This window comes from Mycobacterium sp. IDUB_24, assembly GCF_055419385.1.
Map to the genome: position 1 here is coordinate 98,909 of NZ_JBVAXO010000006.1, position 22,830 is coordinate 121,738.

The window sequence follows — 22,830 nt, forward strand, 5'->3', positions numbered from 1 at the left end:
GTATCTGCTCGCCGGGTGGTGGCGCCGACAATTATGCTGCGTCGGTGCACTTTCGTTTGCTGGGGCCGCTGCAGGTGGTGCGTGGCGACGCGACCGTTGAGATCGGTGCACCCAAGCAGCGGGCCGTGCTGGCGATGTTGTTGCTCGCGCAAGGGCGGGTCGTCTCGGTTGACCGGCTGATCAGCGGCGTGTGGGGTGAGGATCCTCCGTCCAGTGCCACCGCCAGCCTGCAGGTCTATATCTCCCATCTACGTCGGGCATTGCGCGACGGTGCTGCGACGGCCTCGCCGATCGTGCGTCAGCCCCCGGGCTACTACCTGGACGTGCCCGCCGGTTCGGTCGACGTCGCGGTGTTCTCAGACTGCTGCGCCCGGGCTGCGGCGGCGGTGGAGCAGGAACGTTGGGTCGAGGCGCTGAGCGCCGCCGACGACGCTCTGGCGCTGTGGCGGGGAGACCTTCTCGAGGACGTGGGGGACCAGGATTGGGTCACAAGGGATGCCGCGCGCGTGCGGGAGGTGCGCAACGAATGCCTCGATCACCGGATCACAGCCCTGCTGGCGCTCGGGCGCGTCCCGGCGGCGCTGACCGCGATATCGGAATTGCGTTCAGCCGAACCACTTTCCGATCGCGGTGCGTGGCTGCACATGCTCGCGCAATACCGGTCGGGACGGGCTTCGGAGGCGCTGGAGATCTATGCCCGCTACTCTCGTGAGCTCGATGAGGAGTTGGGTCTGACACCGGGGGTGGACCTACGCGATTTGCAGACCGCGGTCCTCCGTCAGGCGCCGGAGCTCGCGGCCTGGCCCCGGTCCCCGGAGTGGAGCGGCGCCGCTGAGGTACATACCCCTGCCGCGCCGGTGGTCGAGTCTGTAGCTCCTGGTTGCGGGCGCGGGGCGCTGATCGGCCGCGGTCGCGAATTGGATATCGCCGCAGACCTTCTCGTCGATGTCCGTGCGGGCGAGACCCGGTGGCTGGTGCTGTCCGGTCCGCCGGGAATTGGAAAGACGCGCCTGGCCGAGGAGATCGACGACCGGTTCTCCTCCGATGCGGTCTGGGTGAGTTGCCCCGACGGGCCGTCGACTCCGCCGTGGTGGCCGATGCGGCAGCTGGTCCGAGGCCTGGGTGGTGACCCTGACGAGGTGCTGGAAGTGCCTGGCGACGCCGATCCCGACACCGCGCGGTTCCGCGTGTACGAGCGGGTGCAGACGCTCCTGGAGTCGGCGCGCCGTCCGCTGATGGTCGTGATCGACGATGTGCAGTGGGCGGATTCGACCTCTGCGGCATGTCTGGCCTACATCGCCGGTGCGCTGTGGGGCCACCCGATCGCCGTAATTCTCACGGTCCGCGACGGCGAACACGTCACAGATGTTGCCCGGCTGCTGGCGACGGTGGCCCGTGGTGCGGGCAACCGGCACCTGACCCTGACCGCGCTGTCATCGGAAGATGTTGCGGTACTGGTCAATCAGATCGCCGAGGACTTCGTCGATGACGCCGAGGCCAGCGTACTGACCGAACGTACCGGTGGTAATCCGTTCTTCATCTCCGAGTACGCGAGATTGCCGCGCGTCGAGCGTGACGAGATACCTGTCGCGGTGAAGTCGGTGCTCGACCGGCGGTTGGCCGGACTGCCGCCGGAGGTCGTGGGACTGGTGCGGGTGGCAGCGGTGATAGGCGACGCGATCGACGCCGACGCGGTGCCGGTGCTGGCGCGCGTGGCAGGGCTCGACCTCGACAGCCTTGCCGATCACCTCGACGCAGCCGCCGACGAACGGATTGTGGTGAGCGCCCACAACGGCGACGGCTACGCCTTCGCCCACGGACTGTTGCGTGAGCACTTGATTGCCGGTTTGCCGGCCATGCGTCGTCACCGCCTCCACTTACAGGTAGCGGATGCGTTGGCGGACAGCGCCTCCGAGGAAGCGGTGACGAGGCGTGCCCAGCATCTGGTGGCCGCCCAACCGCTGGCCGATCCGCAGGCGGTGGTAGCTGCCTGTCGGTTGGCCGCCGAGCAGGCCACCCAGCGGTGGAGTTCGGACATCGCCGCGCGGTGGTGGCAGGCGGCGCTCGACGCCTACGACCGGTTGCCGGCACCGGCGCGCAATGACGCCGAGCGCGACGAATTGACGGTGGCCATGCTCGACGCGCATTCGCGTGCGGGCCGGGGGCGTCTGGTACTGGACGCCGTCAAGCGGAATCTCGCCGAGGCGCTGCGCAGTGAGCGGGCCGACACCGCCGGGAGGGTGGCCAGTGCGCTCCTGCGTGCCAGCGGGGGTTGGCCCTGGCTGGCGCCAGGCCATGACCCCGGCCCGTTGCTGGTCTTGTTGGAGGAGGCCGCGGCGATGTCGACGGCGTATCCGGCGGCCGAGGCGCGGGTCCTGGCGGCGCTGGCAGTGGGCCGCTGCTACCACCCGGATCCCACGGTGGTCGCCGAGCATCTCGACCGGGCCGATCAGTTGGCAAAGAGCACAGGCGATCCCGACGTCATCGCCGACACGTTGATGGCCCGGCTCATCAGCTACTCGGGTGTGGCCGAATTCAGTGCCGCGACGTTCGACTGGATCGATCGCCTGAATTCGCTACAGCACAGCAGATCCCGTGAGGACACGGTGATCGCGCACTCGGTCGCGACCATGGCGGCGATGAATCTCGGCGACATCGACCTGACCGAGCGGCACCTGCGCGCCGGAATGGCGGGCAGCGAGGAACTACAACTCCCCGTGCTGCGTGCCCAGTTGCGCTGGATGGAATCGGTGCTGGCGATCTGGCGCGGTGACTTCGCCGAGGCGGGCCGTCACCACGCGATCGCGGCGCGCGTGCACGAGCAGACCGAACTCTACGGCGCCGGAAGCGGTCTACTGGCCGAGGTGACCCTGCTGCGGGAGACAGGTGGGCCAGTCGGGGCGGGCCTCACCTTCGCACAGTCTGACGATGATTCCGGCGGGCGCGGGATGGAGGCGCTGGTGCACACCGCTCTGCTCACCGCCGTCAAGGGTTCACCCGCCGATGCGATTGCCCGGCTGGATGATTGGCGCGCCGAAGCGGGCCGTGGGCAGGTGTGGACGGGTCTGGGGGAGGCCGCCTGGATGGCGCACCTGGCTGTCGACTACGCGTTGGACGAGTATGCGGGCGACCTGCTCGCGGCACTGGAACCGTTCACCGACCGCGTCGCGATGATCGGGCAGGTAGGGCACGCGGGGCCGGTGGCGCTGGCGACCGCCCGACTGCACGCGCTGCGGGGCGATCACCGGCGGGCGCTGGTGGATCTGGCCCTGGCCGAGGACATCGCGGACCGCACCGGGGCCAAGCCCACCCAGCTGCGGTGTGCGCTGTTGCGTTGCCAACTCGACCCGGTACTCGGCGGGGACGGCTCGGCGCGGCGTGAGGCGGCGCGCAAGCTGGCTGCCGAGGCTGAGACGGTGGGCATGGTCGGGCTGGCGGCCCGCGCGCTGACGCTGGCGTGACCGGGGGCTTGCCGCGTTCTTGAGCCGGCCGCCAAGTGAACGCCAAGCGGTTGCGGTGATGCTGTAGGCCGACACTTCGCCCGGACTGCTGGGCTGCATTCTGAGAGGACCCCGATGACCCTGACCGAACTCCCGCACGACGGCTTGGACGACGCGCTGGAGGGCCTCCGCGCCCACGTCGCCGCCCCCGTCGCGCTGCCGGGGGAGGCCGGCTATGAGCAGGCCACCCCGTGGAATTTGGCGGCCACCGTGGAACCGGCCGCGGTGGTGTTGGCGACGTCGGCCTACGACATCGCCAACACCGTGCGGTTCGCCTCGGCCCGGGGATTTCGGGTGGGCGTCCAGGCCACCGGCCACGGCGCCATGGCCGTCGCCTCCGACACGATCCTGGTGGTGACCTCTGGGATGACCAGCTGCACCGTGGACCCGGCAACACGCACCGCGCGGGTGGCGGCCGGAGCCACCTGGCAGCACGTGCTCGATGCGGCGACGCCGCACGGCCTGGCCGGAGTGTCCGGATCCGCGCCGGGAGTCGGGGTGGTGGGTTTCCTCACCGGCGGCGGGATCGGACCGTTGGTGCGCACACTCGGCTTGTCCTCGGACTATGTGCGGTCCTTCGAACTGGTCACCGGGGCAGGGGAGCTCTTGCGTGCCTCGCCGGAGGAGAACGCCGAGCTGTTCTGGGGGCTGCGTGGCGGGAAGTCGACATTGGGCATCGTCACCACCGTCGAGATCGAACTGCTGCCGATCGCCGAGTTCTACGGTGGCGCGGTATTTTTCGACGGTGCCGATGCCGCAGCGGTGCTGCGGCAGTGGGCCAGCTGGTGTGTCGACCTCCCCGAATCCGTCTCGACGTCTATTGCACTGCAACAGCTTCCGCCGCTCCCGGGAGTTCCCGAGCCGTTGGCCGGCCGGTTCACGGTGGCGGTGCGGTATGCCGCGGCGCACGTGAGGAGCGCAGACGGTCACGTCGGCGACTTCGCCAGGGCTGAACGGCTGCTGGCACCGATGCGTGCGGTGGCCACTCCGGTGCTCGACACCGTCTCGGTCTTGCCGTACGCGGCAATCGGGGCGGTGCACGCCGATCCGGTCGATCCGATGCCGACCTACGAACACCACACGCTGTTGCGGGAATTGACCCCTGAGACGGTCGAGGTGCTGTTGGGTGCGGCCGGACCTGACTCGGGCTCGGTGCAGACGATCGTCGAACTCCGGTTGCTCGGGGGCGCCTTGGCACGTGAGGGGCGCCATCGCAGCGCGTTCTGCCATCGCGACGCCGCCTTCGCGGTGAGCACCGCCGGGGTCCTGGCCCCGCCGTCCGCCGATGCCGTGGTGCCGCAGGCCGGCGCACTCATCGTGGCGCTGTCGCAGTGGTCCACCGGCGGCCAGCTCGCGAACTTCGCTCCCTCCGACGATGCCGGGCGGGCCGCCCGGGTCTACGACGAGGACACTCGGCACTGGCTGGCGGCGCTGGCCGAACGGCACGACCCGGCCGGGGTGTTCCGGTGCGGTCAGGTGGTCCGTTTCGTCGGCTGACATCCGAGTGGTTTTCGGGCCGAAAACCACCTCTGAGCACCCGATTTGGAGCTCTGGTTAAGACCCCGGTAATCTTGTATTTGCAACGCGGGGTGGAGCAGCTCGGTAGCTCGCTGGGCTCATAACCCAGAGGTCGCAGGTTCGAATCCTGTCCCCGCTACCAGTGAGAATGGCCCTCGGAGATTATCTCCGGGGGCCATTCTCTATCAAGTGGCAAGGCGGCGCGGGTGGCCATCCGAACCCCGTTACATCGTCAATGTCTCCCGCATTCCCGGCGCGAGCACGCCCGCGATCGCGTCCCAGTCCACCGTGACCGGGTAGTAGTCGCCGAGCACGTGTGCCACCGGCAGGTAGACGACGAGGCCGTCGTCGTCGGGCACCCAATTGGCGAGCTGATCGGCGACCGGCTCTGGCGCGGCCTGGTTGGCCAGCTTCTCGTCGCCGGCGATCTCGGCCTTGATGCCGTCGACGAGTGCGGTGAGCCCGGCGGTCTGGTCGGTGAACAGGTCGGTGATCATGATCGGCTCGGCCGTGTGCGCGTTGGTCACCGTCGTCGATACCGCGTTGAACGGATGCGCCGCATGGTGGACGAAGATGTTGACAAGGAGCACGCCGGCCACCGCGCCGGTGCCGATGTGGGATACCTCGCTGCGGTCGTCCTCACCGAGGACCCCGGGCGCGATGGTGACCGGGGCGTTGTCCTCGGTGGGCTTGAGGTAGTCGTCCAAGGCGGCGCGCATTCCGGTGTTGAACTTGTTGCGCACCGCGGTGTTTCCGCCGCGCAGCTGCGGGAGGTCTACCTGATAGGTGACGGTTCCCTCGGTGCCCTTGACGGGTTCGATGAAACCCGTGAACGCTGCGGCGTCAGCGGTCCCCGACGCGCCCGTGGTGATCGTCGGCGCCGGGTCGCCGGTGGTTTCCGGATTACCGGAACCGCCCGAATTGCACGCCGTCGCGGCGCTGATCACCGACGTGACGGCCAGCACCGACGCCAATCTGCGTATCACCGTTGACTCACCCATTTTTCGACCCTAGACGGGTGAAGTGGGGACCGCCGTCAAATCACATGGGGCGCTATGAGAGTGGTGGCACCCAACACCAACACCCCGATCAAGAACGCGACGACGGTAAAGCCCATCACCTGACGGACATTGAGTTTCGCGATCGCGAGTAGTGGCAGCAGCCAGAACGGCTGGATCATGTTCGCCACTCCCTCGCCGACGGCGACCGCCATGGAGATCAACCCCAGATACGCCGGCGACTGCTGACCGATCGCCAGCGCCGAGTCGACCGCTATCGGGCCCTGCACCGCCCAGTGCCCGCCGCCCGAGGGCACGAACAGGCTGATGATCAACGAACCGATGAAGGTCAGGAACGGCAGCGTGTGCTGCGTCGCGCCGCTCACGACAGCCTCGGCCAGCAGCGTCTGCAGCGGCTTGGTTCCCTCGCTCGCGTGGTAACCCAGCAGGCCGACCAGACCGCCGTAGAGCGGATATTGCAGGAGCAGCGGACCGGACACCTTGGCGGCGCCGGTGAACGCCCGGATGAACCGGATCGGCGTGCGGTGCAGCAGGGCACTCGTGATCGTGAACAACATGATCATCGACGAGATGTTCAGTGCGAAACCGCTGAGGACGAAATAGGCCATGCCCGCGGCGAATACGAGGACATTGAGGATCCACAGGTTCTCCAGCCATTCGGCGAACGTCCTTTTGCGGTCCGACGTCTCGGCCTCCGCGTTCTCCTCGTCTTCGAACACCGCGGGGTCGGGGGCAAGGCTCTGCGTGGGCTCCATGCGCCAGATCGCGAGCGCGAGCAGGGCCAGCACGACGATCACCGACAGCCAGCTGTAGGGCTGGAAGATCGTGAGGCTCAGCGGCACGGTGATGTCGGTGATCTTGTGGATCACGTTGATCGGGCTGCTGGGGTCGGTGTTCGCCAGCGCGATCGACGATGACAGTCCCTGTGTCCAGACGATGAAGCCCATGAACGCCGCCGCGATGAGGTAGCCGAAGTGCGCGTCGGTGAAGCGCTTGGCGACCTGCCGGGCGACCAACGCGCCGGCCACCAGCCCGAGTCCCCAGTTCAGCAGGGACAGGACCGCGCTCACACCGAAACAGAGCAGGGCGCCCTGGACCTGGTTTTTCGGTTTCGCGGCGATGTTGACGATGGCGCGTTTGAGGACCGGCGCTTCGGCGAGCGTGTAGCCCGTCACGAGGATCAGGACCATCTGGAAGGCGAACGTGAAGATGTTTTGCGAACCCCACACACCGCCGTACCAGGCCTTGAGCATGCCGTCAGGCGTCGCGCCTTTCACCAGAAAGGCGACCAGGCCGGCGACGATGAGGGTGAGGATGACGGCGAACAGGTACGGGTCCGGCATCAGGCGTTCGACATAGCGCACACAGAGTGCGGTGAGGGATTGCATGACGCCGCGGCGCCCGGGCTCGGTCTGCGGCGCCGTACTGGCGCCCTTAGGGTCCTCGCTCGTCGTCATCGGTCCACCTTCGCCGTTTTCGGCGCCCTGTCGGCTCCGCCATCGACCGCCATCAGGGCGGGTTCGGCACGGACTTTAGCGCCAGAACTGCCCCGTAGCGGCCGGGTCGCCATCATTTCGGGGCGAAACTGGTTTCCCTGATGTCGGGTGCCCCACCTACCCTGGGTGGCTTGCGCAGACCAAGCTCGGGGGAGACAGGGGAGTGGCAATGACGACGGGCCCGAGCACGGGGGAGATCGCGACGCATCCGCGTGCCCAGTCGAGCGCCAACGTCATCATCGCGCTGTTGGTCGGCTCGGCGTTCGTGATGATCCTCAACGAGACGATCATGAGTGTCGCGCTGCCGGCCCTGATCGTCGACCTGGATATTTCGGCGAGTACGGCGCAGTGGCTGACCAGTGGCTTCCTGCTGACCATGGCCGTGGTCATCCCGATGTCGGGTTCGCTGTTGCAGCGCTACCCGGTGCGCGGCATCTACTTGGCATCGATGTCGTTGTTCTGTACCGGCACGTTGGTGGCCGCGTTGGCGCCGGGATTCGCGGCTCTCATGGTTGGACGGATCGTGCAGGCCTGCGGCACCGCGGTGATGATGCCGCTGCTGATGACGACGGTCATGATGCTGATCCCCGCCGACCGGCGTGGGCAGATGATGGGGACCATCTCGATCGTCATCGCCGTCGCGCCGGCGATCGGACCGACGTTGTCAGGTTTCATCCTGGGCTCACTGGACTGGCGGTGGATGTTCTGGATCGTGCTGCCGATCGCCTTGGCGGCGCTCGGCGCCGGTCTGGCATGGCTGCGCGTCGATGATGAGCGGGAAGATCCGACCCCGATCGATCCTGTCTCGGTGCCGATGTCGGCGATTGCGTTCGCGGGCTTGGTGTTCGGGCTGTCGCTCATGGGTGAGTCCGCTCACGGTCAGCAGTCGATACCCGCGTGGGTGCCGATGGTGATCGGTGCGGTGGCGATGCTGGCATTCGGTGCGCGGCAGATTCAGTTGCAGCGACGTGATCGCGCGTTCCTGGATCTACGGCCGTTCACCTACCGGCGGTTCTCGGTGTCGCTGAGCCTGGTGGTCCTCGGCTTCATGGGGCTGTTCGGCGCCATCATCATGGTGCCGCTGTATGTGCAGGACGTGTTGAAGCAGAGTGCGTTGGTCGCCGGCTTGGCGACTCTGCCCGGCGGGCTGTTGATGGGGTTGGCCGGCCCGCTGGTCGGGCGGGCCTATGACCGTCACGGCGCCCGTCTGCTGGTCGTACCTGGATCGGTGATGCTGAGCGTGTCGCTGTGGGGTTTCACGCTGCTGTCGGCGGCGTCGCCGGTGTGGGAACTGGTTGTCCTGCAGTCGGTCATGATGCTGGGCTTGTCGATGATGTTCACCCCGTTGATGACTGACGCACTCGGAGTCCTGCCTGACCGGTTCTATTCACACGGCAGTGCCATCCTGACGACGCTGCAGCAGGTTGGTGGCGCGGCGGGAACCGCGCTGTTCGTGACGGTGATGACCAAGGCATCCCACTCGGGTGGGGCCCCGGATCTACCTGGCGTGCATGCGGCCTTCATGGCTGCCGCGGTGATCAGCGTGCTCGCCGTGATCGGGTCGTTCTTCACCGCGCCGCGGCCGAGCCCGGCGGGCGGTACGCCGACACACTAGGTCGGGCACAATCGAACCCGTGCAGAAAGTCGTGATCATCACCGGGGCGGGCAGTGGCATCGGCCGTGCAACAGCCCAGGTGCTGTTGGACGCCGGGCATCAGGTGGTGCTGGCGGGCCGTCGTGCCGAGCCGCTGGTCGAGGCCGGCGGTGGGCGCCCGAACGCCCGCGTCGTGCCTACCGACGTCACGGATTCAGCCTCGGTGCGTGCGCTGTTCGGCGACGCGGTGTCGACGTACGGCCGGGTGGATGTGTTGTTCAACAATGCGGGGGTGTTCGGACCGTCGGCATCGGTCGCCGACATCACCGACGAGCAGTGGCACGCCACGTGGCGCACGAATGTCGACGGTGCGGTGTTCTGCGCGCGGGAAGCCGCTCGCGTCATGGCCGCCCAATTGCCCAGGGGCGGGCGGATCATCAACAACGGATCGATCTCGGCGCACCGGCCCCGTCCCAAAAGCCTGGCCTACACCGTCACCAAACACGCGATGAGCGGGTTGACCGCGTCAATGTTGTTGGATCTGCGCGATATCGACATCTGCATCACCCAGATCGACATCGGTAATGCCGCCACCGACATGACCGCAGGATTCAGCCACCAGACTCTGCAGGCTGATGGAAGTCTCGCGGCTGAGCCGACTTTCGATGTCGAGCATGTCGCACGCGCTGTGGCGCATCTGGTCGATCTGCCGCTGGAGGTCTCGGTGCCGTCGCTGACGGTGATGGCGCGGTCCATGCCGTACTTCGGCCGAGGCTGACCGATCAGCCAGTGAAATCAACCGCCGAAAGCAACAGAGCCGGAGGCCTTCGGGCCACCGGCTCTGTACAGCGGAAACGTCGTCTCAGTGATCTGCATCCTGAAGCTCGTGCCGCTGCACGACTGCGATCAACTCTTCGCGAACCGACGAGTTCGGCATTTCGTTGATCCGCGCATAGAGGCGGCGCCGCATGTTGGCGCGCTTCTGGTTTGCGCGAAACTGTGCGAAGGACATACTTCTCACTCCTAAAAAGTGCCCCGGATCACGGGTACCCATTGTCTTTGCTGATGTCCACACGTCGAGGATCGCTCGCCGGACGGACAACTCCATGGTCCTCGTAGCAGCTGTCTAAAAGCAATTCTTAGAGTGTGAGTTTCGCTACAGCCCAACCTCTTTCGCAGCAGGTAAGTGTGCGCTGTCACAGTGGGGTCGCGAGGTGATGCCGGTGACGGCCGAAAAGGGGTAAGACTTCTCCTGTGGCACTCACCGTGCGGGACCTGACCGAGGTCGACGGCCTCGGCCTCGTGCTGGTGGCCGGAGCGCGCGGCGCGGACCGTGAGATCTCCTGGGCGCATGCGATCGAGTTGACCGACCCGACCCCGTATCTGGCCGGTGGTGAATTGGTCATGACGACCGGCATCAACATCGGAGCCGACGCCGAAGCGCAAGCGGCCTACGTGGCGCGCCTGGCCGCGGCCGGGACCGCAGCGCTGGCCATCGACACCGGCACCACGATTGCCGACATCCCGCGGGCGGTGCGCACCGCCGGCGACGAGTTGGGGATCCCGGTGCTCGAGGTGCCCGCGTCGACGCCGTTCATCGCGATCGCCCGCGTGGTGATCGACGCGCTCAAGGCCGACGAACTGCGCTCGGTGCAGCGGGTCGTCGACGATCAGGAGGTGCTGGCCCGGGCGACACTCCGGGGCGGCATCCCCGGAGTGGTCGACGCGCTGGCCGACTGTCTGTCGGCGACGGTCGTGGTGGTCGACACCGACGACACCGTGTTGGCTGCCGGGGGAGGTGCCCAAGCACGGCTGATCTCCGTACTGGGCGAGCAGGGGCGCCCGACGCGTCGGCACGGTGCCCATGTCACCACCGATGGGGACGCCTACGTCACCATTCAGAATCTGCGGGCCGCCCAGCCCGTTCGCGGTCGGCTTGCGGTGCGCACGTCCGCCCCGATGTCCAACGCCGACCGGTTCCTGGTCGCGCATGCCGTGTCGCTGATCTCGATCGCGATCGAGAAGCCGGCCCGGGTGGTCGATGCCGAGCAACTGCTGCGGATCGCGGTGACCCGCGAGCTGATTTCGGGCGCAGGTGCTGTGGACAGTGCGGTGTTGCGGTACTTCGGTTTTGAACCCGACGGCGACATCGTGGTGGCATCGTTCACCGGCGCGGGGCCGTTGCTGACAGCCCAGCATGTACTGGGCCGGGTGCTGACCTCGTTTCTGATGGCTCCGCTGGGTGACGAGATCGTCATCGTGGTTCCGGCGACCGGGAGCCGACGTCGTATCCGCACCGTCGTGGAGGAGCTCGCGCAGCAGACGGGTATCACGGTCGGTGGTGGGGTGAGCCGACCGGCCGGGCTGGCCGATCTGCACGCGGCGTTGGAACAGGCCCGTATCGCGGCGCATTCCGGCGGCGGGCGGTTCAGCGAATTCGGTGAACTCAGCGCGATGGCAGTGCTGCTCGAGGGGCGGAGTGCCGCCGAACTCCGGGTGTTGGCAGCGCCGTTGGACTCGCTGGCCGGTGGGGACGAGTTGATCCCCACCCTGGCAGCCTTTCTCGGTCGCAACGGTCAGATGGAGGCGGCGGCTGCCGAGCTCGCGGTTCATCGCCACACCATGCGCAACCGGATGCGGCGTATCTGTCAACTGTTGGGCGATGACCTGGAGTCCGCCGATACCCGGGCACAGCTATGGCTGGCGCTCAAGGCCTGGCAGCTGCTGGCGTCTCGCCGGTCGGGGTGAGACGGTCCATCAGGTCGGCGCCGAGCCGTGGTGGACCGCTGCGGTAGGTGACCGGTGTCGCCGACAACGTGATCGGGTTGGCCACTTGCGGTGTGGGCGTTCCGGGCACCGGAACTGTTGCTTCCAACCCGAGTTCGCGAGCGAAGGCGAATGCCTCCGACAGATCGTTGATCGGCCCGGCCGGAATACTCGCCGCGGTCAACACCTCGTACCAGTGGTCGGCACCGTGGTTCTTCAACGCGGTTTCGATGACGGCGCACAGTGCATCCCGATGCGCAACCCGTTCCGGATTGGTGCCGAACCGGGGGTCGTCGGCCAGCTGAGGTTCGCCGATGGCCGAGGCGAAGGACCGGAACTGTTTGTCGTTGCCGACAGCGACGGCGATGGGCCGGTCGGCGGTTTCGAAGGTCTGATATGGGGCGATGCTCGGGTGGCGATTGCCCATGATCTGCGGCACCGCACCGGCGCCGAGGTACCCGGAAGCCTGATTGACCATGGAGGACAACAACACCGAGAACAGGTTGGTGTCGACGCGCTGGCCCACCCCGGTGCGGTCGCGATGGGCCAGGGCGGCGAGGATCCCGCTCAGCGCATGCAGCCCGGCCAGCACGTCTACCAGCGCCACCCCGGCCTTGGTGGGATCGCCGGGTTCGGTTCCGGTGACGCTCATCAATCCGCCGACCGCCTGCACCAGCAGGTCGTAGCCCGGCAATCCAGCACCGCCGTCGCGGCCGAATCCGGTGATCGAGCAGTAGATGACATCGGGACGGATCGCCCGCAGGTCCTCGTACCCCAGGCCGAGTTTCTCCATCGTGCCCGGCCGGAAGTTCTCGACGACGATGTCGGCGCCCGCGACCAGGGATCGGGCGCGATCCCGGTCGCCCGGGTCGGTCAGGTCGAGTGCCACCGAACGCTTGTTGCGGTTGATGGCGTTGAAATACGTTGCCACACCGGATGAATCGTAGGGCGGTCCCCAGGCCCGGGTGTCGTCGCCGGTACCCGGGCGTTCGATCTTGATGACCTCCGCGCCGAAATCACCGAGCATCATGGTCGCGTACGGCCCGGCCAGCACGCGGCTGAAATCCACGACGACGACCCCGTCGAGCGCCCCGGCGGTCACGAGCGCGCCCGCCCGCCACGTAGGTACACCGTGGTGGTGTGGGTGAAGAATTCCCGCGCGGCGCCACCTTGCTCCTTGGGGCCGAGTCCGCTCTTCTTGGCGCCACCGAACGGCACATGCGGATCGGCGCCGGCCGACTCGGAGTTCACGTGCAGCACGCCGACGTCGATCTGCTCGACAGCCTGCAGGGCCCGGGTCAGGTCCTGCGTGAAGATCGCCGCAGAGAGGCCGAACTCGCTGTCGTTGGCGAGCGCGAACGCGGCATCGGCATCGGCGGCCCGTTTGACCGCGAGGACGGGCCCGAACAATTCGTCGGTCCACACATCGGCCGGTGCACTGTTGAGTTCGACGATGGTAGGTGCGACGAAGTAGCCCGCCGTGAGCGGACCGTCGGCATAGGGATGCCCACCCGTCAGAACCGTGGCACCTTGCGTGGCCGCGGTACGAATCCCGGCTGAAATAGACTGGTGTGCAGTGTCGTTGATGACCGGACCCATCTGCGTCGTATCGTCGGTCGGGTCTCCGACGATCAGGGCCGCCGCGCGCCGGCTCAGAGCGGACAGGAAGGTATCGGCGATCCCGTCGGTGACGATCAGGCGGGAGGTGGCAGTGCATTTCTGCCCGGTCGAGCGGAACGCACCGAGCATCACCTGCTCGAGCGCCAGATCGAGATCGGCGTCATCGAGGACGACGGCGGCGTTCTTGCCGCCCATCTCGGCCTGCGCGGGGATGCCACGTGCGGCCGCGGCCGCGGCGATGCCCCGCCCGACCCCGGTGGAACCGGTGAACGTGATGCCGTCGATGCCGGGGTGGTCGACGATGGCGGTGCCGATATCGGATCCGCCGATCAGCAGGTTGAGCACACCGGCGGGCAGGCCGGCCTCGGTGAGCGCCTGCGCGAGGCGAATCGCCAGCAGCGGAACGGTACTCGCGGGTTTCCACACGACGGTGTTGCCATAGATCAACGCGGGTGCGATCTTCCAGGCCGGGATGGCGATGGGGAAGTTGAACGGGGTGATCACACCGACCACGCCTAACGGCTTGCGGGTGATGAGGATCTGTTCACCGGCCCGGGGCGAGGCGAAGATCTCGCCTGCCTGCCGATCACCCTCGTTTCCGTAGTAGCGGAGGATCTGCGCGGCCCGCCGAACCTCGCCGGTGCCTTCGGCTTTCGTCTTGCCCTCTTCGCGGGCCAGTTCCAGCCCCCACGCCTCCGCATTGCGGTCGACGATATCGGCAGCGCCGAGCAGGACCGCGCCGCGCTGATGCATCGGCGCGGTGGCCCAGGGCGCCGCGGCTGCAGTGGCGGCACCCACCGCGGCGTCGACATCGGATAGCCGTGCGTTACTTCCCTGAGCCACAATCAGACTCGGCTGTGCCGGGTTCACACTGAGTAGCTCGTCGCCGGTGCCGGGCACCCACTGTCCGCCGATCAGGTGCTTGATGGCGACGGTCATCAGCGGAAGGCCGCCTGCCCGGTCAGCGCCTTGCCGATGGAGAGCAGATGCATCTCGGAGGTGCCCTCGTACGTGAGGACGGATTCCAGGTTGTTGGCATGGCGCAGTGGTGAGTATTCGAGGGTGATTCCGCTGCCGCCCAACAGGGTCCGGCATTCCCGTGCGATGGCCAGGGCTTCGCGGACGTTGTTGAGCTTGCCCAGGCTGATCTGCTCGGGCCGAACACCTTCGGCGTCCTTGATGCGGCCGAGGTGGATCGCCAGCAGCATTCCCTTGCCGAGTTCGACGGTCATGTTGGCCAGCTTTTCCTGGGTGAGCTGGTAGCTGGTCAGCGGCTTGTCGAACACCTCGCGCGAGCCCGCGTAGTCGATCGCGGTCTCCAGGCTGTCGCGGGCGGCGCCGAGAGACCCGAACACGATGCCGAACCGGGCTTCGTTGAGGCACGACAGTGGTGCGGACAGTCCGTCGGCCAGCGGCAGTTGCGCCGAGGCGGGCAACCGGACGTTGTCCAGCACGAGCTCGGAGGTCACCGAGGCGCGCAGCGAGAGTTTGCGATGAATCTCGTTGGCGGTGAAGCCCGGGGTGTCGGTGGGCACCAGGAAGCCTCTGATAACCCCGTCGTCGGTCTGTGCCCACACGGTGGCCACGTCGGCGAGGTTGCCGTTGGTGATCCACATCTTGGTGCCGTTGAGCACCCAGTCTGCGTTTTCTCCGGCGCCAGAGCGCTTTGCGCGGGTGCGCATGCCTGCGGGGTTGGAGCCGAAGTCGGGCTCGGTCAGGCCGAAGCAGCCGATCGCGTCGCCGGTGGCCAGCCGGGGAAGCCATTCGTTCTTCTGTTCCTCTGAGCCATAGCGGTAGATCGAGAACATCGACAGCGAGCCCTGGACGGAGACGAAGCTGCGGAATCCGCTGTCCCCGGCTTCCAGTTCCATGCAGGCCAGGCCGTAGCTGACGGCATTGGTGCCCGCGCAGCCGTAACCCTGCAGGTGCATGCCGAGCACGCCGAGCCTGCCGAACTCCTTGGCCAGCTCTCTGGGCAGGGTGGCCGATTCGAACCATTCGCCGACGTTTGGCTTCAGCCGGGTATCGACAAACTTGCGTACCGTCGCTGCGATCTCGCGTTCGTCCTGATCGAGCAGGCGGTCGGTGTCGAACAGCTCCAACGGCCGGTAGGTGGACTTCTTGGCGGCCGGTGTGGCAGTGGCAGTCATGCCTCAAGGCTAGATTTGCGGGGCAAATATGCCTATGGCCGTTTCGTACAAGCGATGCGCTTCAGATGTCCGGAAGGGCCTCCCGGGCTGCTCGGCGGCTCACCTTGACCACCTGATCCGGTGGCCTATGCTCGGTGCGGCGAACGGCGTGCCCCAGGGTGTTCTCGTCGTCAGTGACCGGCGAAGACAGCCCAGGGAAAGTTCAGCGTGCAGTTGATTGTTGACGATCCGGTTCGCGTTCCTGCTGCTGCGCGGCGGGTTCGCGATGACCTGATCGGATTGAGCGGTGTGGCCATCGTGATGGTGGTCGTGTGCCATTTCTGGCTTGGGCGGGCGTCTGGCGGCGTGGATGTCCTGCTGGTCCTGTCCGGCTACTTCGTCGGCGGTCGCGTCCTGCGCAGCATCGGTACCGCGAGCGGGTCAACCCTGGCCGCCGAGGCGGGCCGGGTGGTGCGGTGGGTGGTGCCGCCGCTGGTTTTTGTGCTGGTCGTTTCCGCGGTGCTGACCGTACTCGTCCAGCCGCAGACCCGGTGGGAGTCGTTCGCCGAGCAGACCCTCGCCGGCGTGGGCTTCTACCAGAATTGGCAGTTGCTCCAGTCGGCTGACGACTATGTGCAGGCCGGTGAGGCGGTGACCCCGTTGCACCACCTGTGGGCCGTCTCGGTGCTGGGCCAGTTCGCGCTGGCGTTGTTCGTGCTGGCTGCTGTGGTCGTTGCGCTGACGCTGCGTCGGGGTGGTGCGGCGCGACGCACGGTTCTGGTGGTCGTGTCCGGCACCGCGATGGCGGCATCGTTGTACTACGCGGTCACCACGCAGTTCGACAGCCCGATGCTCGGCTACTACAGCACGGTCGCTCGGGCCTGGGAGCTGTTGGCCGGGGTGATGGCGGCGGCGTTCGTGGCCGGCCCGTTGGGCCGAATCCGGTGGCGCGGCTGGTCGCGGGCCGGTGCGACGGCAGCCGGGTTGGCGGCAATCCTGGTGTGCGGTGTACTCACCGATCGGACCGTGCAGTCCCCGGGCGTGTGGACGTTGATTCCGGTGGCCGCGACGCTGCTGATCATCGTCAGCGGCGTCGAGGAGACGTCATCGAGGACGAGCGAATTCTTGCGCAGCGCCCCGGTGGTCGCCGTCGGGGCGATGGCCTATCCGCTCTACCTGTGGCATTGGCCGTTGTTGATCTTCTGGTTGGCGACGATCAACGACGATGCCGTCGGCCCGGTCGATGGTATGGCGGTCATGCTGGTCGCGGTGCTATTGACGGTGTTCACCGTGCGGTGGGCCCAGTTGCCGTGGCGCCGTGGGGCCGGCATGCGGATGGTATCGGGTGCGGTTGCGCTGTTGGTCGCGGTGATGCTCGTCGCGATGTCGCTGATGTGGCAGGGCCATGTGGCCCTGGCCCGCGCCAGCGGTGCCGAACTCGGCATGCTCCCGATCCGCGACTATCCAGGCGCGCAGGCGCTCATCGGGAATCACCGAGTGGCTAAGTTGCCCATGCGCCCGAGCGCGCTGGAGGCAGATGACGACATCCCGCCGTCGTCGATCGACCATTGCGTCACGGGATTCACCGGTGATGAGGTCGTCACGTGCGTGTACGGAGATCCCAAGGGCGCCCACACGATTGCGTTGGCCGGTGGGTCGCACTCCGAGCACTGGCTGACCGCGCTTCATCAGATCGGGCGTCAACACGGCTTCAAGGTGACCACTTACCTGAAGTTCGGATGTCCGCTGACCACCAAGCGCATGCCGATCATCGCGGGGTCCTTTGAGAAATACCCGTCTTGTCGGACGTGGTCGGACAACGCCTTGGCGCAGATCATCGCCGACCGGCCGGACTACGTGTTCTTCACCTCGACGCGCCCGATCCTCAACGGCCAGGGCGACTATGTGCCCGACTACTACCTGGGAATTTGGGATGACTTGTCCGCCAAGGGAATCCCGATGCTCGGCATGCGTGATACGCCGTGGATGATCCGTGACGGATGGTTCTTCTCGCCGGTGGACTGTCTGTCGCGCGGTGGTGACGCCGAGTCCTGCGGGGTGCCGCGCAACGAAGCGCTGGCCCAGCGCAATCCGACTCTCGATCACCTGGCCGACTATCCGCTGATGAAGGCCCTGGACCTCAGCGATGCGGTGTGCCGGCCGACGATCTGTCGCGCTGTCGAGGGCAATGTGCTGGTCTACCACGACGCTCACCATCTGTCGGCGACCTATGTGCGCACCCTCACCACCGAGTTGGCGCGGCAGATGTCCGACGCCCTCGGTTGGTGGTAGCCGTCATTCGACGATGAAGACCGGAATCTGTCGGTTGGTCTTGGTCTGGTATTCGGCGTACGGCGGGTAGGCCTCGACGGCCAGCTTCCACCAGTGCTCGCGCTCGTCACCGGAGATTTCGCGAGCTGTCAGCGATGCGGTCTTGTCGCCGTCCTGCACTGTCACGGCGGGGTTGGCCTTGACGTTGAAGTACCACGACGGGTGCTCCGGGGCGCCGCCCTTGGAAGCCACCATCGCGTAGCGGCCGTCCTCTTCCACACGCATCAGCGGTACGTACCGCTTCTTGCCGGACTTGGCGCCCGTCGTCGTGAACAGCACGATGGGACGGTCGAGAACCTCGACACCGTCAGTCGTGCCTTGTTCCAGGATGCGTTGGGTCTGGTCGCGTACCCAGTCGGTGGGGCTCAATTCGGCATCAGTCACCCACGCGGCAACACCGATTGCTGCGCTCCTATTCCCGGATCACCGAAGTTTCAGCACCACCTTGCCCTTGGCGCTGCGGTTCTCCAGTGACGCGATGGCCTCAGCGGCCTGCTCCAGCGGATACACCTCGGGCTGCGGTGCGGGCACCGCGCCAGAAGCCAGCAGGGGCTGCAATTCGGCCCACTGCTCCTGCAGGTAGCCGGGGTGTGAGAACGTCCAGGCGCCCCAACCCGCGCCGACCACGTCGACGTTGTTCAGCAGCAGGCGATTGACCTTGACCGTGGGGATCTCGCCGCCGGTGAAGCCGATGACGAGCAGTCGTCCGCCCACGGCCAGCGACCGCAGTGAGTCGGTGAAGCGGTCACCGCCGACAGGGTCGACGACGACATCCACACCGCGGCCGTCGGTGAGTTCCTTGACCGCGTCACGGAACCCGTCGGCCAGCACCACTTCCGAAGCCCCTGCAGCCCGGGCGATCTCGGCCTTCTCCTGGGTGGAGACCACCGCGATGGTGCGCGAGGCGCCCAATGCGGGTGCCAGCCGCAGCGCCGAGGTGCCGATGCCGCCCGCGGCGCCGTGCACCAGCACGGTCTCGCCTTGTGTCAACCGGCCGCGGGTGCGCAACGCGAATTGGACGGTCAGGTCGTTGAACAGGATGCCGGCGCCGGCCTCGAAGGACACAGCGTCGGGCAGTGCGAACACGCGCTCGGCGGGCAGCGCCACGACTTCGGCCATACCGCCGGACAACATCGTCAGGCCGAGGACGCGGTCGCCGGCGCGGACATGGGCACCGTCCGGGGCGCTGCGCACCACGCCGGCGACCTCGGCGCCCGGGGTGAACGGAAGCTCGGGCTTGTACTGGTAGAGGCCGCGCGTGAGTAGGGCGTCGGGGAATGCGACGCCGGCGGCGTGGACGTCGATCACGACTTCGTCGGTACCGGAGGGTTCCTCCGCCTCGGATACCCGCACTGCGTCGGGACCGTCGAGCCGGGTGATCTGTGCTGCACGCATCGGTGTCTCCTTCGGGTGGGTCGCCAGCCAATTGTGACAGGTGTCAAGTGGGTGGCTAGCATCACCGGATGCTCAACGCCCGCGCCGCCGTGGTGCTCGATGCCGGGGCTGATCCACAGCTCATCGACGTGCAGATTCGGGAACCGCGCGGCGACGAAGTGCTGGTCCGCATCGACGCGGTGGGCATCTGTCACACCGATGTGAGTGTGGCCGCGCGGTTTCGCAAGCTGCCGATGGTGTTCGGCCACGAGGGCGCGGGCACCGTGGTCCAGGCCGGGCCGGACGCCACACCCCGGGTCGGCGAACAGGTCGTTCTCACGTTCGCCAGCTGCGGCATCTGTTCCAATTGCCATGCGGACGCCCCGGCCTACTGCGAGCGTTCCACCGACCTCAACATGCGCGGTTACCGCGACGAGTCCGGTGCGCTGCGCGCCGACGGTGTGCCCATCGGGGGCGGCTTCTTCGGCCAGTCCAGCTTCTGCACGTATGCGATCGCCGGCAGCCGCAACGCCGTGGTGTTGCCCGAGCCGATCGACCCCGCGCTGGCCGCGCCGCTGGGCTGCAGCGTGCAGACCGGCATGGGTGCCGTACTCAATGTGCTTGCGCCGCAGCCTGCGGACGCACTCGTGGTGTTCGGCGCCGGCGCGGTGGGGCTCTCGGCGGTCATGGGTGCCCGCATCGCGGGCTGCCGGACCGTCATCGCCGTCGACCCGATAGTCGAACGACGGACGCTGGCAGCCGAATTGGGTGCCACCGCGACGATCGACCCGACCGGTTGCGACGCCGCCGCAGCGGTACTGGAACTGACCGGGGGAGTGACCGCCGCGGTCGACACCACCGCGCGGCCCGATGTTCTCGCGGCAGCGATCGGGGTGTTGCGCCAACGGGGAACCCTGGCGCTGCTGGGCCTCGGCGCGCTGACGGCCGACCTCCCCGTCGCGGCCGTCATGGGTAAGGGCCTGACCGTGCGCGGTGTGGTGGAGGGGGACAGCGAACCGCACACCTTCATCCCGCGCCTGGTCGATCTGTACCACCGTGGCGAACTTCCGATCGACAAGCTCGTGAGCCGCTACCCGTTCGCCGACTTCGACCGGGCCTGGGCCGCCGCCAAGGCCGCTGACGTGGTCAAACCGGTGCTGATCACCGACGCGGTAGGTTCATGAATCCCCAGTTTCACCCGGCAACGACGCCAATGATCGGAGCAGCATGACTCTTCCCCAGCTACCGCCGGGACGCACAGTCGAGGTCCGTGCCGTCGACGGCGTGCGGTTACATGCCGAGGTGTTCGGGCCCGAGGACGGCTACCCGATCGTGCTGGCCCACGGCATCACCTGTGCCATCGGGGTCTGGGCCCACCAGATCGCCGATCTGGCCACCGACTACCGGGTCATCGCCTACGACCACCGGGGGCACGGCCGCAGCGAGACGCCGCGCGGGCGTCACCGGTACAGCCTCAACCACCTCGCCGCCGACCTGGACGCAGTGCTCGACGCCACGCTGAAGCCGGGCGAACGGGCCATCATCGCCGGACACTCGATGGGTGGCATCGCGATCACCTCGTGGTCGCAGCGGTATCCGGCTCAGGTGGCGGCGCGCGCCGACGCTGTCGCGCTGATCAACACCACCACCGGGGATCTGGTGCGCGACGTGAAATTGCTGAGAGTGCCTGCGCCGCTGGCGTCGACGCGGATCCGGGCGGCGGGTACGGCGATCCGGACCTTCGGCGGGACGCGGATGCCGCGGATGATCGAGCGGCCCAACAAGCGTTTCGTCGCTCGTCTGGCGGTGGGCCGTGACGCCGACCCGTCGGTCGCGGAGTTCGTTTATCAACTGTTCGCCGAGACCCCGTCCGCCGGACGTGGCGGCTGGGCCCGCACTCTGGTCAACGGGCTTGGTGCACAACACATCTCGTTGCGTAACCTGACGGTGCCCACGCTGGTGATCGGCAGTGCCAAGGACCGCTTGCTACCCATCGACGCTGCCCGCCGGATCGCCGCCGACGCTCCGAACCTGAGCGCCTTCGTCGAGATGCCCGGTGGTCACTGCGCCATTCTGGAATGCCCGTCGCAGGTGAACGCCCAGTTGCGGGCGTTGGCCGAACGCGCTCAGTCGGTAAGCCGGCCGGCCACCTCGGCGGCCGCACGCTGACCGGACCGGACCGCCCCGTCGAGGAAGCCGGTCCACTCATCCGCGGTTTCGGTGCCGGCCCAGTGGATCGCGTCGACCGGTTCCCGCAGCCACTTGCCGTACTGCGTCCACGAACCCGGCGGCACCGCCGCCGTGGGCCCGCCCGGCGCGAATTGTTCTGTACTCCAACAGTGATCGACGTAATCGATCGGTTGCAGGGCCGCATCGCCGAACAGGGTGGCGAACCCGGACAGGGCCTGTTCGCGGCGCTCCGCCGGTGACAGCCGGTCGAAGGTACGGGCGTCGGTGAACCCCAACAGGATGCCCGGGCGGTCTTCACCACCCGGGCTCACGTCGAAGGTGATGAACACCGGCCCTTCATCGGACAGTGCTTCGCCCGAGCAGCCGTTGGTGCGCCAGAACGGCCGTTCATAGGCGGCGTAGGCCTTGCTGAGGTTGCCCTGCGGCCAGTTCGCCGCCAGTTCGGCATATGGCTTGGGCAGCGCCGGGCTGAACTCGATCCCGGTCCGGTGCTGCGGCGGGATCGCCACGATCACCGCACGGGCGTGAACCGCGCCGGTAGGGGAGATCACCGCCACGGTGCCGTCGGGGCGGCGCTCGATGCGGCTCACCGGGGCGTCGAGCACCACCTGATCTCCGAGTTCCTCGGCCATCTTGCACGCGATCTGCTGGGTGCCGCCGGGAAACCGGTCTTGCTGGGCGCCGCCGCGGACGTCGAGCATGCGGTCCAGCCCGCCGGCAGCCTTCACGTAGCGGGCGGCGTGCAGCATCGACACCTCGTCGGGCTCGGCGCCCCAGGTGACCCTCGACATGATCGCCATCAGGTTGCGCGTCGAGGCATTGGCGCCTGCCGAGCGCAGCCACTGCTCCAGCGTGCGGTCGTCGAGCTTGTGCGCGTTCGGGCTGTTCCACGGCTCATCCACCCGGATCAACCGGCACAGCCGTTCGAACCGCCACTGGATGCGGGAAACGTCGAACAGCTCCATCATCGACAGCCGCGGGATCGTGCTGCGGTAGGACCGCACGCGCCCGTGCCAGCGGATCAGGTTCTTGCCGCGGTCGTAGGTGGACACCGTGCGGCAACCCAGTTCGTCGGCCAGCGCCAGTACGGCGTCCTGGGTGGGGCCGACGAATGTGCCGCCCAGGTCGACCGGCACCCCGGCGATCGTGGTGGTCGACGAGCGTCCGCCCACCCGGTCACGTCCCTCGAGCACCACCACCTGGTGTCCGAGCCGAACCAGGGTGCGGGCGGCGGACAGCCCGGCGAAGCCGGCGCCCACAATGACGACGTCGGTGCTGGTTGGGATGCTCACC

The 22,830-nt window shown here is 67.4% G+C and carries 17 protein-coding genes and 1 tRNA gene; 9 read left to right on the plus strand and 9 right to left on the minus strand.

Features of this window, described 5'->3' with window-relative positions; genetic code table 11:
- Positions 1-44 precede the first annotated feature (44 nt).
- The 3 genes from ACZYZF_RS20790 (at position 45) to ACZYZF_RS20800 (ending at position 5,160) form a co-directional block, all read left to right on the plus strand.
- On the plus strand, positions 45-3,461 hold the full coding sequence (locus tag ACZYZF_RS20790; protein ID WP_463836692.1) for a BTAD domain-containing putative transcriptional regulator: 3,417 nt from the start codon (positions 45-47) through the stop codon (positions 3,459-3,461).
- A 114-nt stretch (positions 3,462-3,575) separates the two neighbouring features.
- Positions 3,576-4,997 (plus strand): FAD-binding oxidoreductase, encoded by a 1,422-nt coding sequence (locus tag ACZYZF_RS20795; protein WP_463836693.1) that lies wholly within the window; start codon positions 3,576-3,578, stop codon positions 4,995-4,997.
- An 86-nt stretch (positions 4,998-5,083) separates the two neighbouring features.
- Positions 5,084-5,160: transfer RNA gene (locus tag ACZYZF_RS20800), tRNA-Met, on the plus strand.
- Positions 5,161-5,242: 82 nt separating this feature from the next.
- Here the strand turns inward: ACZYZF_RS20800 and ACZYZF_RS20805 are convergent.
- Both ACZYZF_RS20805 and ACZYZF_RS20810 read right to left on the minus strand, forming a co-directional pair.
- The gene (locus ACZYZF_RS20805; RefSeq protein WP_463836694.1) at positions 5,243-6,019 is read right to left on the minus strand and encodes a hypothetical protein; all 777 of its coding nucleotides are present in this window, start codon (positions 6,017-6,019) and stop codon (positions 5,243-5,245) included.
- A gap of 35 nt (positions 6,020-6,054) precedes the next feature.
- A complete protein-coding gene (locus tag ACZYZF_RS20810; RefSeq protein WP_463836695.1) occupies positions 6,055-7,494 on the minus strand; it encodes a TIGR00366 family protein in 1,440 nt (479 codons plus the stop codon).
- A gap of 208 nt (positions 7,495-7,702) precedes the next feature.
- Between ACZYZF_RS20810 and ACZYZF_RS20815 the strand changes: the two genes are divergently transcribed.
- Both ACZYZF_RS20815 and ACZYZF_RS20820 read left to right on the plus strand, forming a co-directional pair.
- Positions 7,703-9,148, plus strand: coding sequence for a DHA2 family efflux MFS transporter permease subunit (locus ACZYZF_RS20815; protein WP_463744550.1), 1,446 nt, complete (start codon positions 7,703-7,705; stop codon positions 9,146-9,148).
- Between the two features lie 10 nt (positions 9,149-9,158).
- Positions 9,159-9,905 carry an SDR family oxidoreductase gene (locus ACZYZF_RS20820; protein WP_463836865.1) on the plus strand — a complete coding sequence of 249 codons (747 nt, stop codon included), beginning with the start codon at positions 9,159-9,161 and terminating at the stop codon, positions 9,903-9,905.
- Positions 9,906-9,989: 84 nt separating this feature from the next.
- Here ACZYZF_RS20820 and ACZYZF_RS20825 read toward each other — a convergent pair whose 3' ends face one another.
- Positions 9,990-10,139 (minus strand): hypothetical protein, encoded by a 150-nt coding sequence (locus ACZYZF_RS20825; RefSeq protein ID WP_463836696.1) that lies wholly within the window; start codon positions 10,137-10,139, stop codon positions 9,990-9,992.
- Between the two features lie 242 nt (positions 10,140-10,381).
- Between ACZYZF_RS20825 and ACZYZF_RS20830 the strand changes: the two genes are divergently transcribed.
- Positions 10,382-11,875: a PucR family transcriptional regulator gene (locus ACZYZF_RS20830; protein ID WP_463836697.1), complete on the plus strand. Its 1,494-nt coding sequence runs from the start codon at positions 10,382-10,384 to the stop codon at positions 11,873-11,875.
- On the opposite strand, the gene ACZYZF_RS20835 is transcribed toward ACZYZF_RS20830, so the two are convergent.
- Genes ACZYZF_RS20835 through ACZYZF_RS20845 form a run of 3 tightly spaced genes read right to left on the minus strand, consistent with a single transcriptional unit; the run spans position 11,835 to position 15,663 of the window.
- Entirely contained in the window at positions 11,835-12,995 is a 1,161-nt protein-coding gene (locus ACZYZF_RS20835; RefSeq protein WP_463836698.1) for a CaiB/BaiF CoA transferase family protein, read from the minus strand. The genes ACZYZF_RS20830 and ACZYZF_RS20835 overlap by 41 nt on opposite strands.
- On the minus strand, positions 12,992-14,455 hold the full coding sequence (locus ACZYZF_RS20840) for an aldehyde dehydrogenase family protein (RefSeq protein WP_463836866.1): 1,464 nt from the start codon (positions 14,453-14,455) through the stop codon (positions 12,992-12,994). Before ACZYZF_RS20840 ends, ACZYZF_RS20835 begins: the two co-directional genes overlap by 4 nt.
- Positions 14,452-15,663, minus strand: a complete 1,212-nt coding sequence (locus ACZYZF_RS20845) for an acyl-CoA dehydrogenase family protein (RefSeq protein WP_463744547.1) — start codon at positions 15,661-15,663, stop codon at positions 14,452-14,454. Before ACZYZF_RS20845 ends, ACZYZF_RS20840 begins: the two co-directional genes overlap by 4 nt.
- Before the next feature lie 207 nt (positions 15,664-15,870).
- On the opposite strand from ACZYZF_RS20845, the gene ACZYZF_RS20850 reads away from it, so the two are divergent.
- Positions 15,871-17,934: an acyltransferase family protein gene (locus tag ACZYZF_RS20850; protein WP_463836699.1), complete on the plus strand. Its 2,064-nt coding sequence runs from the start codon at positions 15,871-15,873 to the stop codon at positions 17,932-17,934.
- Positions 17,935-17,937: 3 nt separating this feature from the next.
- Here ACZYZF_RS20850 and ACZYZF_RS20855 read toward each other — a convergent pair whose 3' ends face one another.
- On the minus strand, positions 17,938-18,357 hold the full coding sequence (locus tag ACZYZF_RS20855; RefSeq protein ID WP_463744545.1) for a nitroreductase family deazaflavin-dependent oxidoreductase: 420 nt from the start codon (positions 18,355-18,357) through the stop codon (positions 17,938-17,940).
- 39 nt (positions 18,358-18,396) lie between these two features.
- Positions 18,397-19,368 (minus strand): NADPH:quinone oxidoreductase family protein, encoded by a 972-nt coding sequence (locus ACZYZF_RS20860; protein ID WP_463836700.1) that lies wholly within the window; start codon positions 19,366-19,368, stop codon positions 18,397-18,399.
- Between the two features lie 68 nt (positions 19,369-19,436).
- Between ACZYZF_RS20860 and ACZYZF_RS20865 the strand changes: the two genes are divergently transcribed.
- Both ACZYZF_RS20865 and ACZYZF_RS20870 read left to right on the plus strand, forming a co-directional pair.
- The gene (locus ACZYZF_RS20865) at positions 19,437-20,531 is read left to right on the plus strand and encodes an NAD(P)-dependent alcohol dehydrogenase (RefSeq protein ID WP_463836701.1); all 1,095 of its coding nucleotides are present in this window, start codon (positions 19,437-19,439) and stop codon (positions 20,529-20,531) included.
- Between the two features lie 43 nt (positions 20,532-20,574).
- Positions 20,575-21,516, plus strand: coding sequence for an alpha/beta fold hydrolase (locus ACZYZF_RS20870; protein WP_463836702.1), 942 nt, complete (start codon positions 20,575-20,577; stop codon positions 21,514-21,516).
- On the opposite strand, the gene ACZYZF_RS20875 is transcribed toward ACZYZF_RS20870, so the two are convergent.
- Positions 21,474-22,829 (minus strand): flavin monoamine oxidase family protein, encoded by a 1,356-nt coding sequence (locus ACZYZF_RS20875; protein ID WP_463836703.1) that lies wholly within the window; start codon positions 22,827-22,829, stop codon positions 21,474-21,476. The two genes, ACZYZF_RS20870 and ACZYZF_RS20875, sit on opposite strands and share 43 nt — an antisense overlap.
- Between the last annotated feature and the right edge of the window lies 1 nt (position 22,830).

Excerpts from the sequence above, each read along its gene's own strand:
- ACZYZF_RS20860 (WP_463836700.1), bottom strand. The coding sequence starts at position 19,368 with ATGCGTGCAGCACAGATCACCCGGCTCGACGGTCCCGACGCAGTGCGG.
- ACZYZF_RS20810 (WP_463836695.1), bottom strand. The coding sequence starts at position 7,494 with ATGACGACGAGCGAGGACCCTAAGGGCGCCAGTACGGCGCCGCAGACC.
- ACZYZF_RS20825 (WP_463836696.1), bottom strand. The coding sequence starts at position 10,139 with ATGTCCTTCGCACAGTTTCGCGCAAACCAGAAGCGCGCCAACATGCGG.
- ACZYZF_RS20795 (WP_463836693.1), top strand. The coding sequence starts at position 3,576 with ATGACCCTGACCGAACTCCCGCACGACGGCTTGGACGACGCGCTGGAG.
- ACZYZF_RS20870 (WP_463836702.1), top strand. The coding sequence starts at position 20,575 with ATGACTCTTCCCCAGCTACCGCCGGGACGCACAGTCGAGGTCCGTGCC.
- ACZYZF_RS20845 (WP_463744547.1), bottom strand. The coding sequence starts at position 15,663 with ATGACTGCCACTGCCACACCGGCCGCCAAGAAGTCCACCTACCGGCCG.
- ACZYZF_RS20865 (WP_463836701.1), top strand. The coding sequence starts at position 19,437 with ATGCTCAACGCCCGCGCCGCCGTGGTGCTCGATGCCGGGGCTGATCCA.
- ACZYZF_RS20805 (WP_463836694.1), bottom strand. The coding sequence starts at position 6,019 with ATGGGTGAGTCAACGGTGATACGCAGATTGGCGTCGGTGCTGGCCGTC.
- ACZYZF_RS20815 (WP_463744550.1), top strand. The coding sequence starts at position 7,703 with ATGACGACGGGCCCGAGCACGGGGGAGATCGCGACGCATCCGCGTGCC.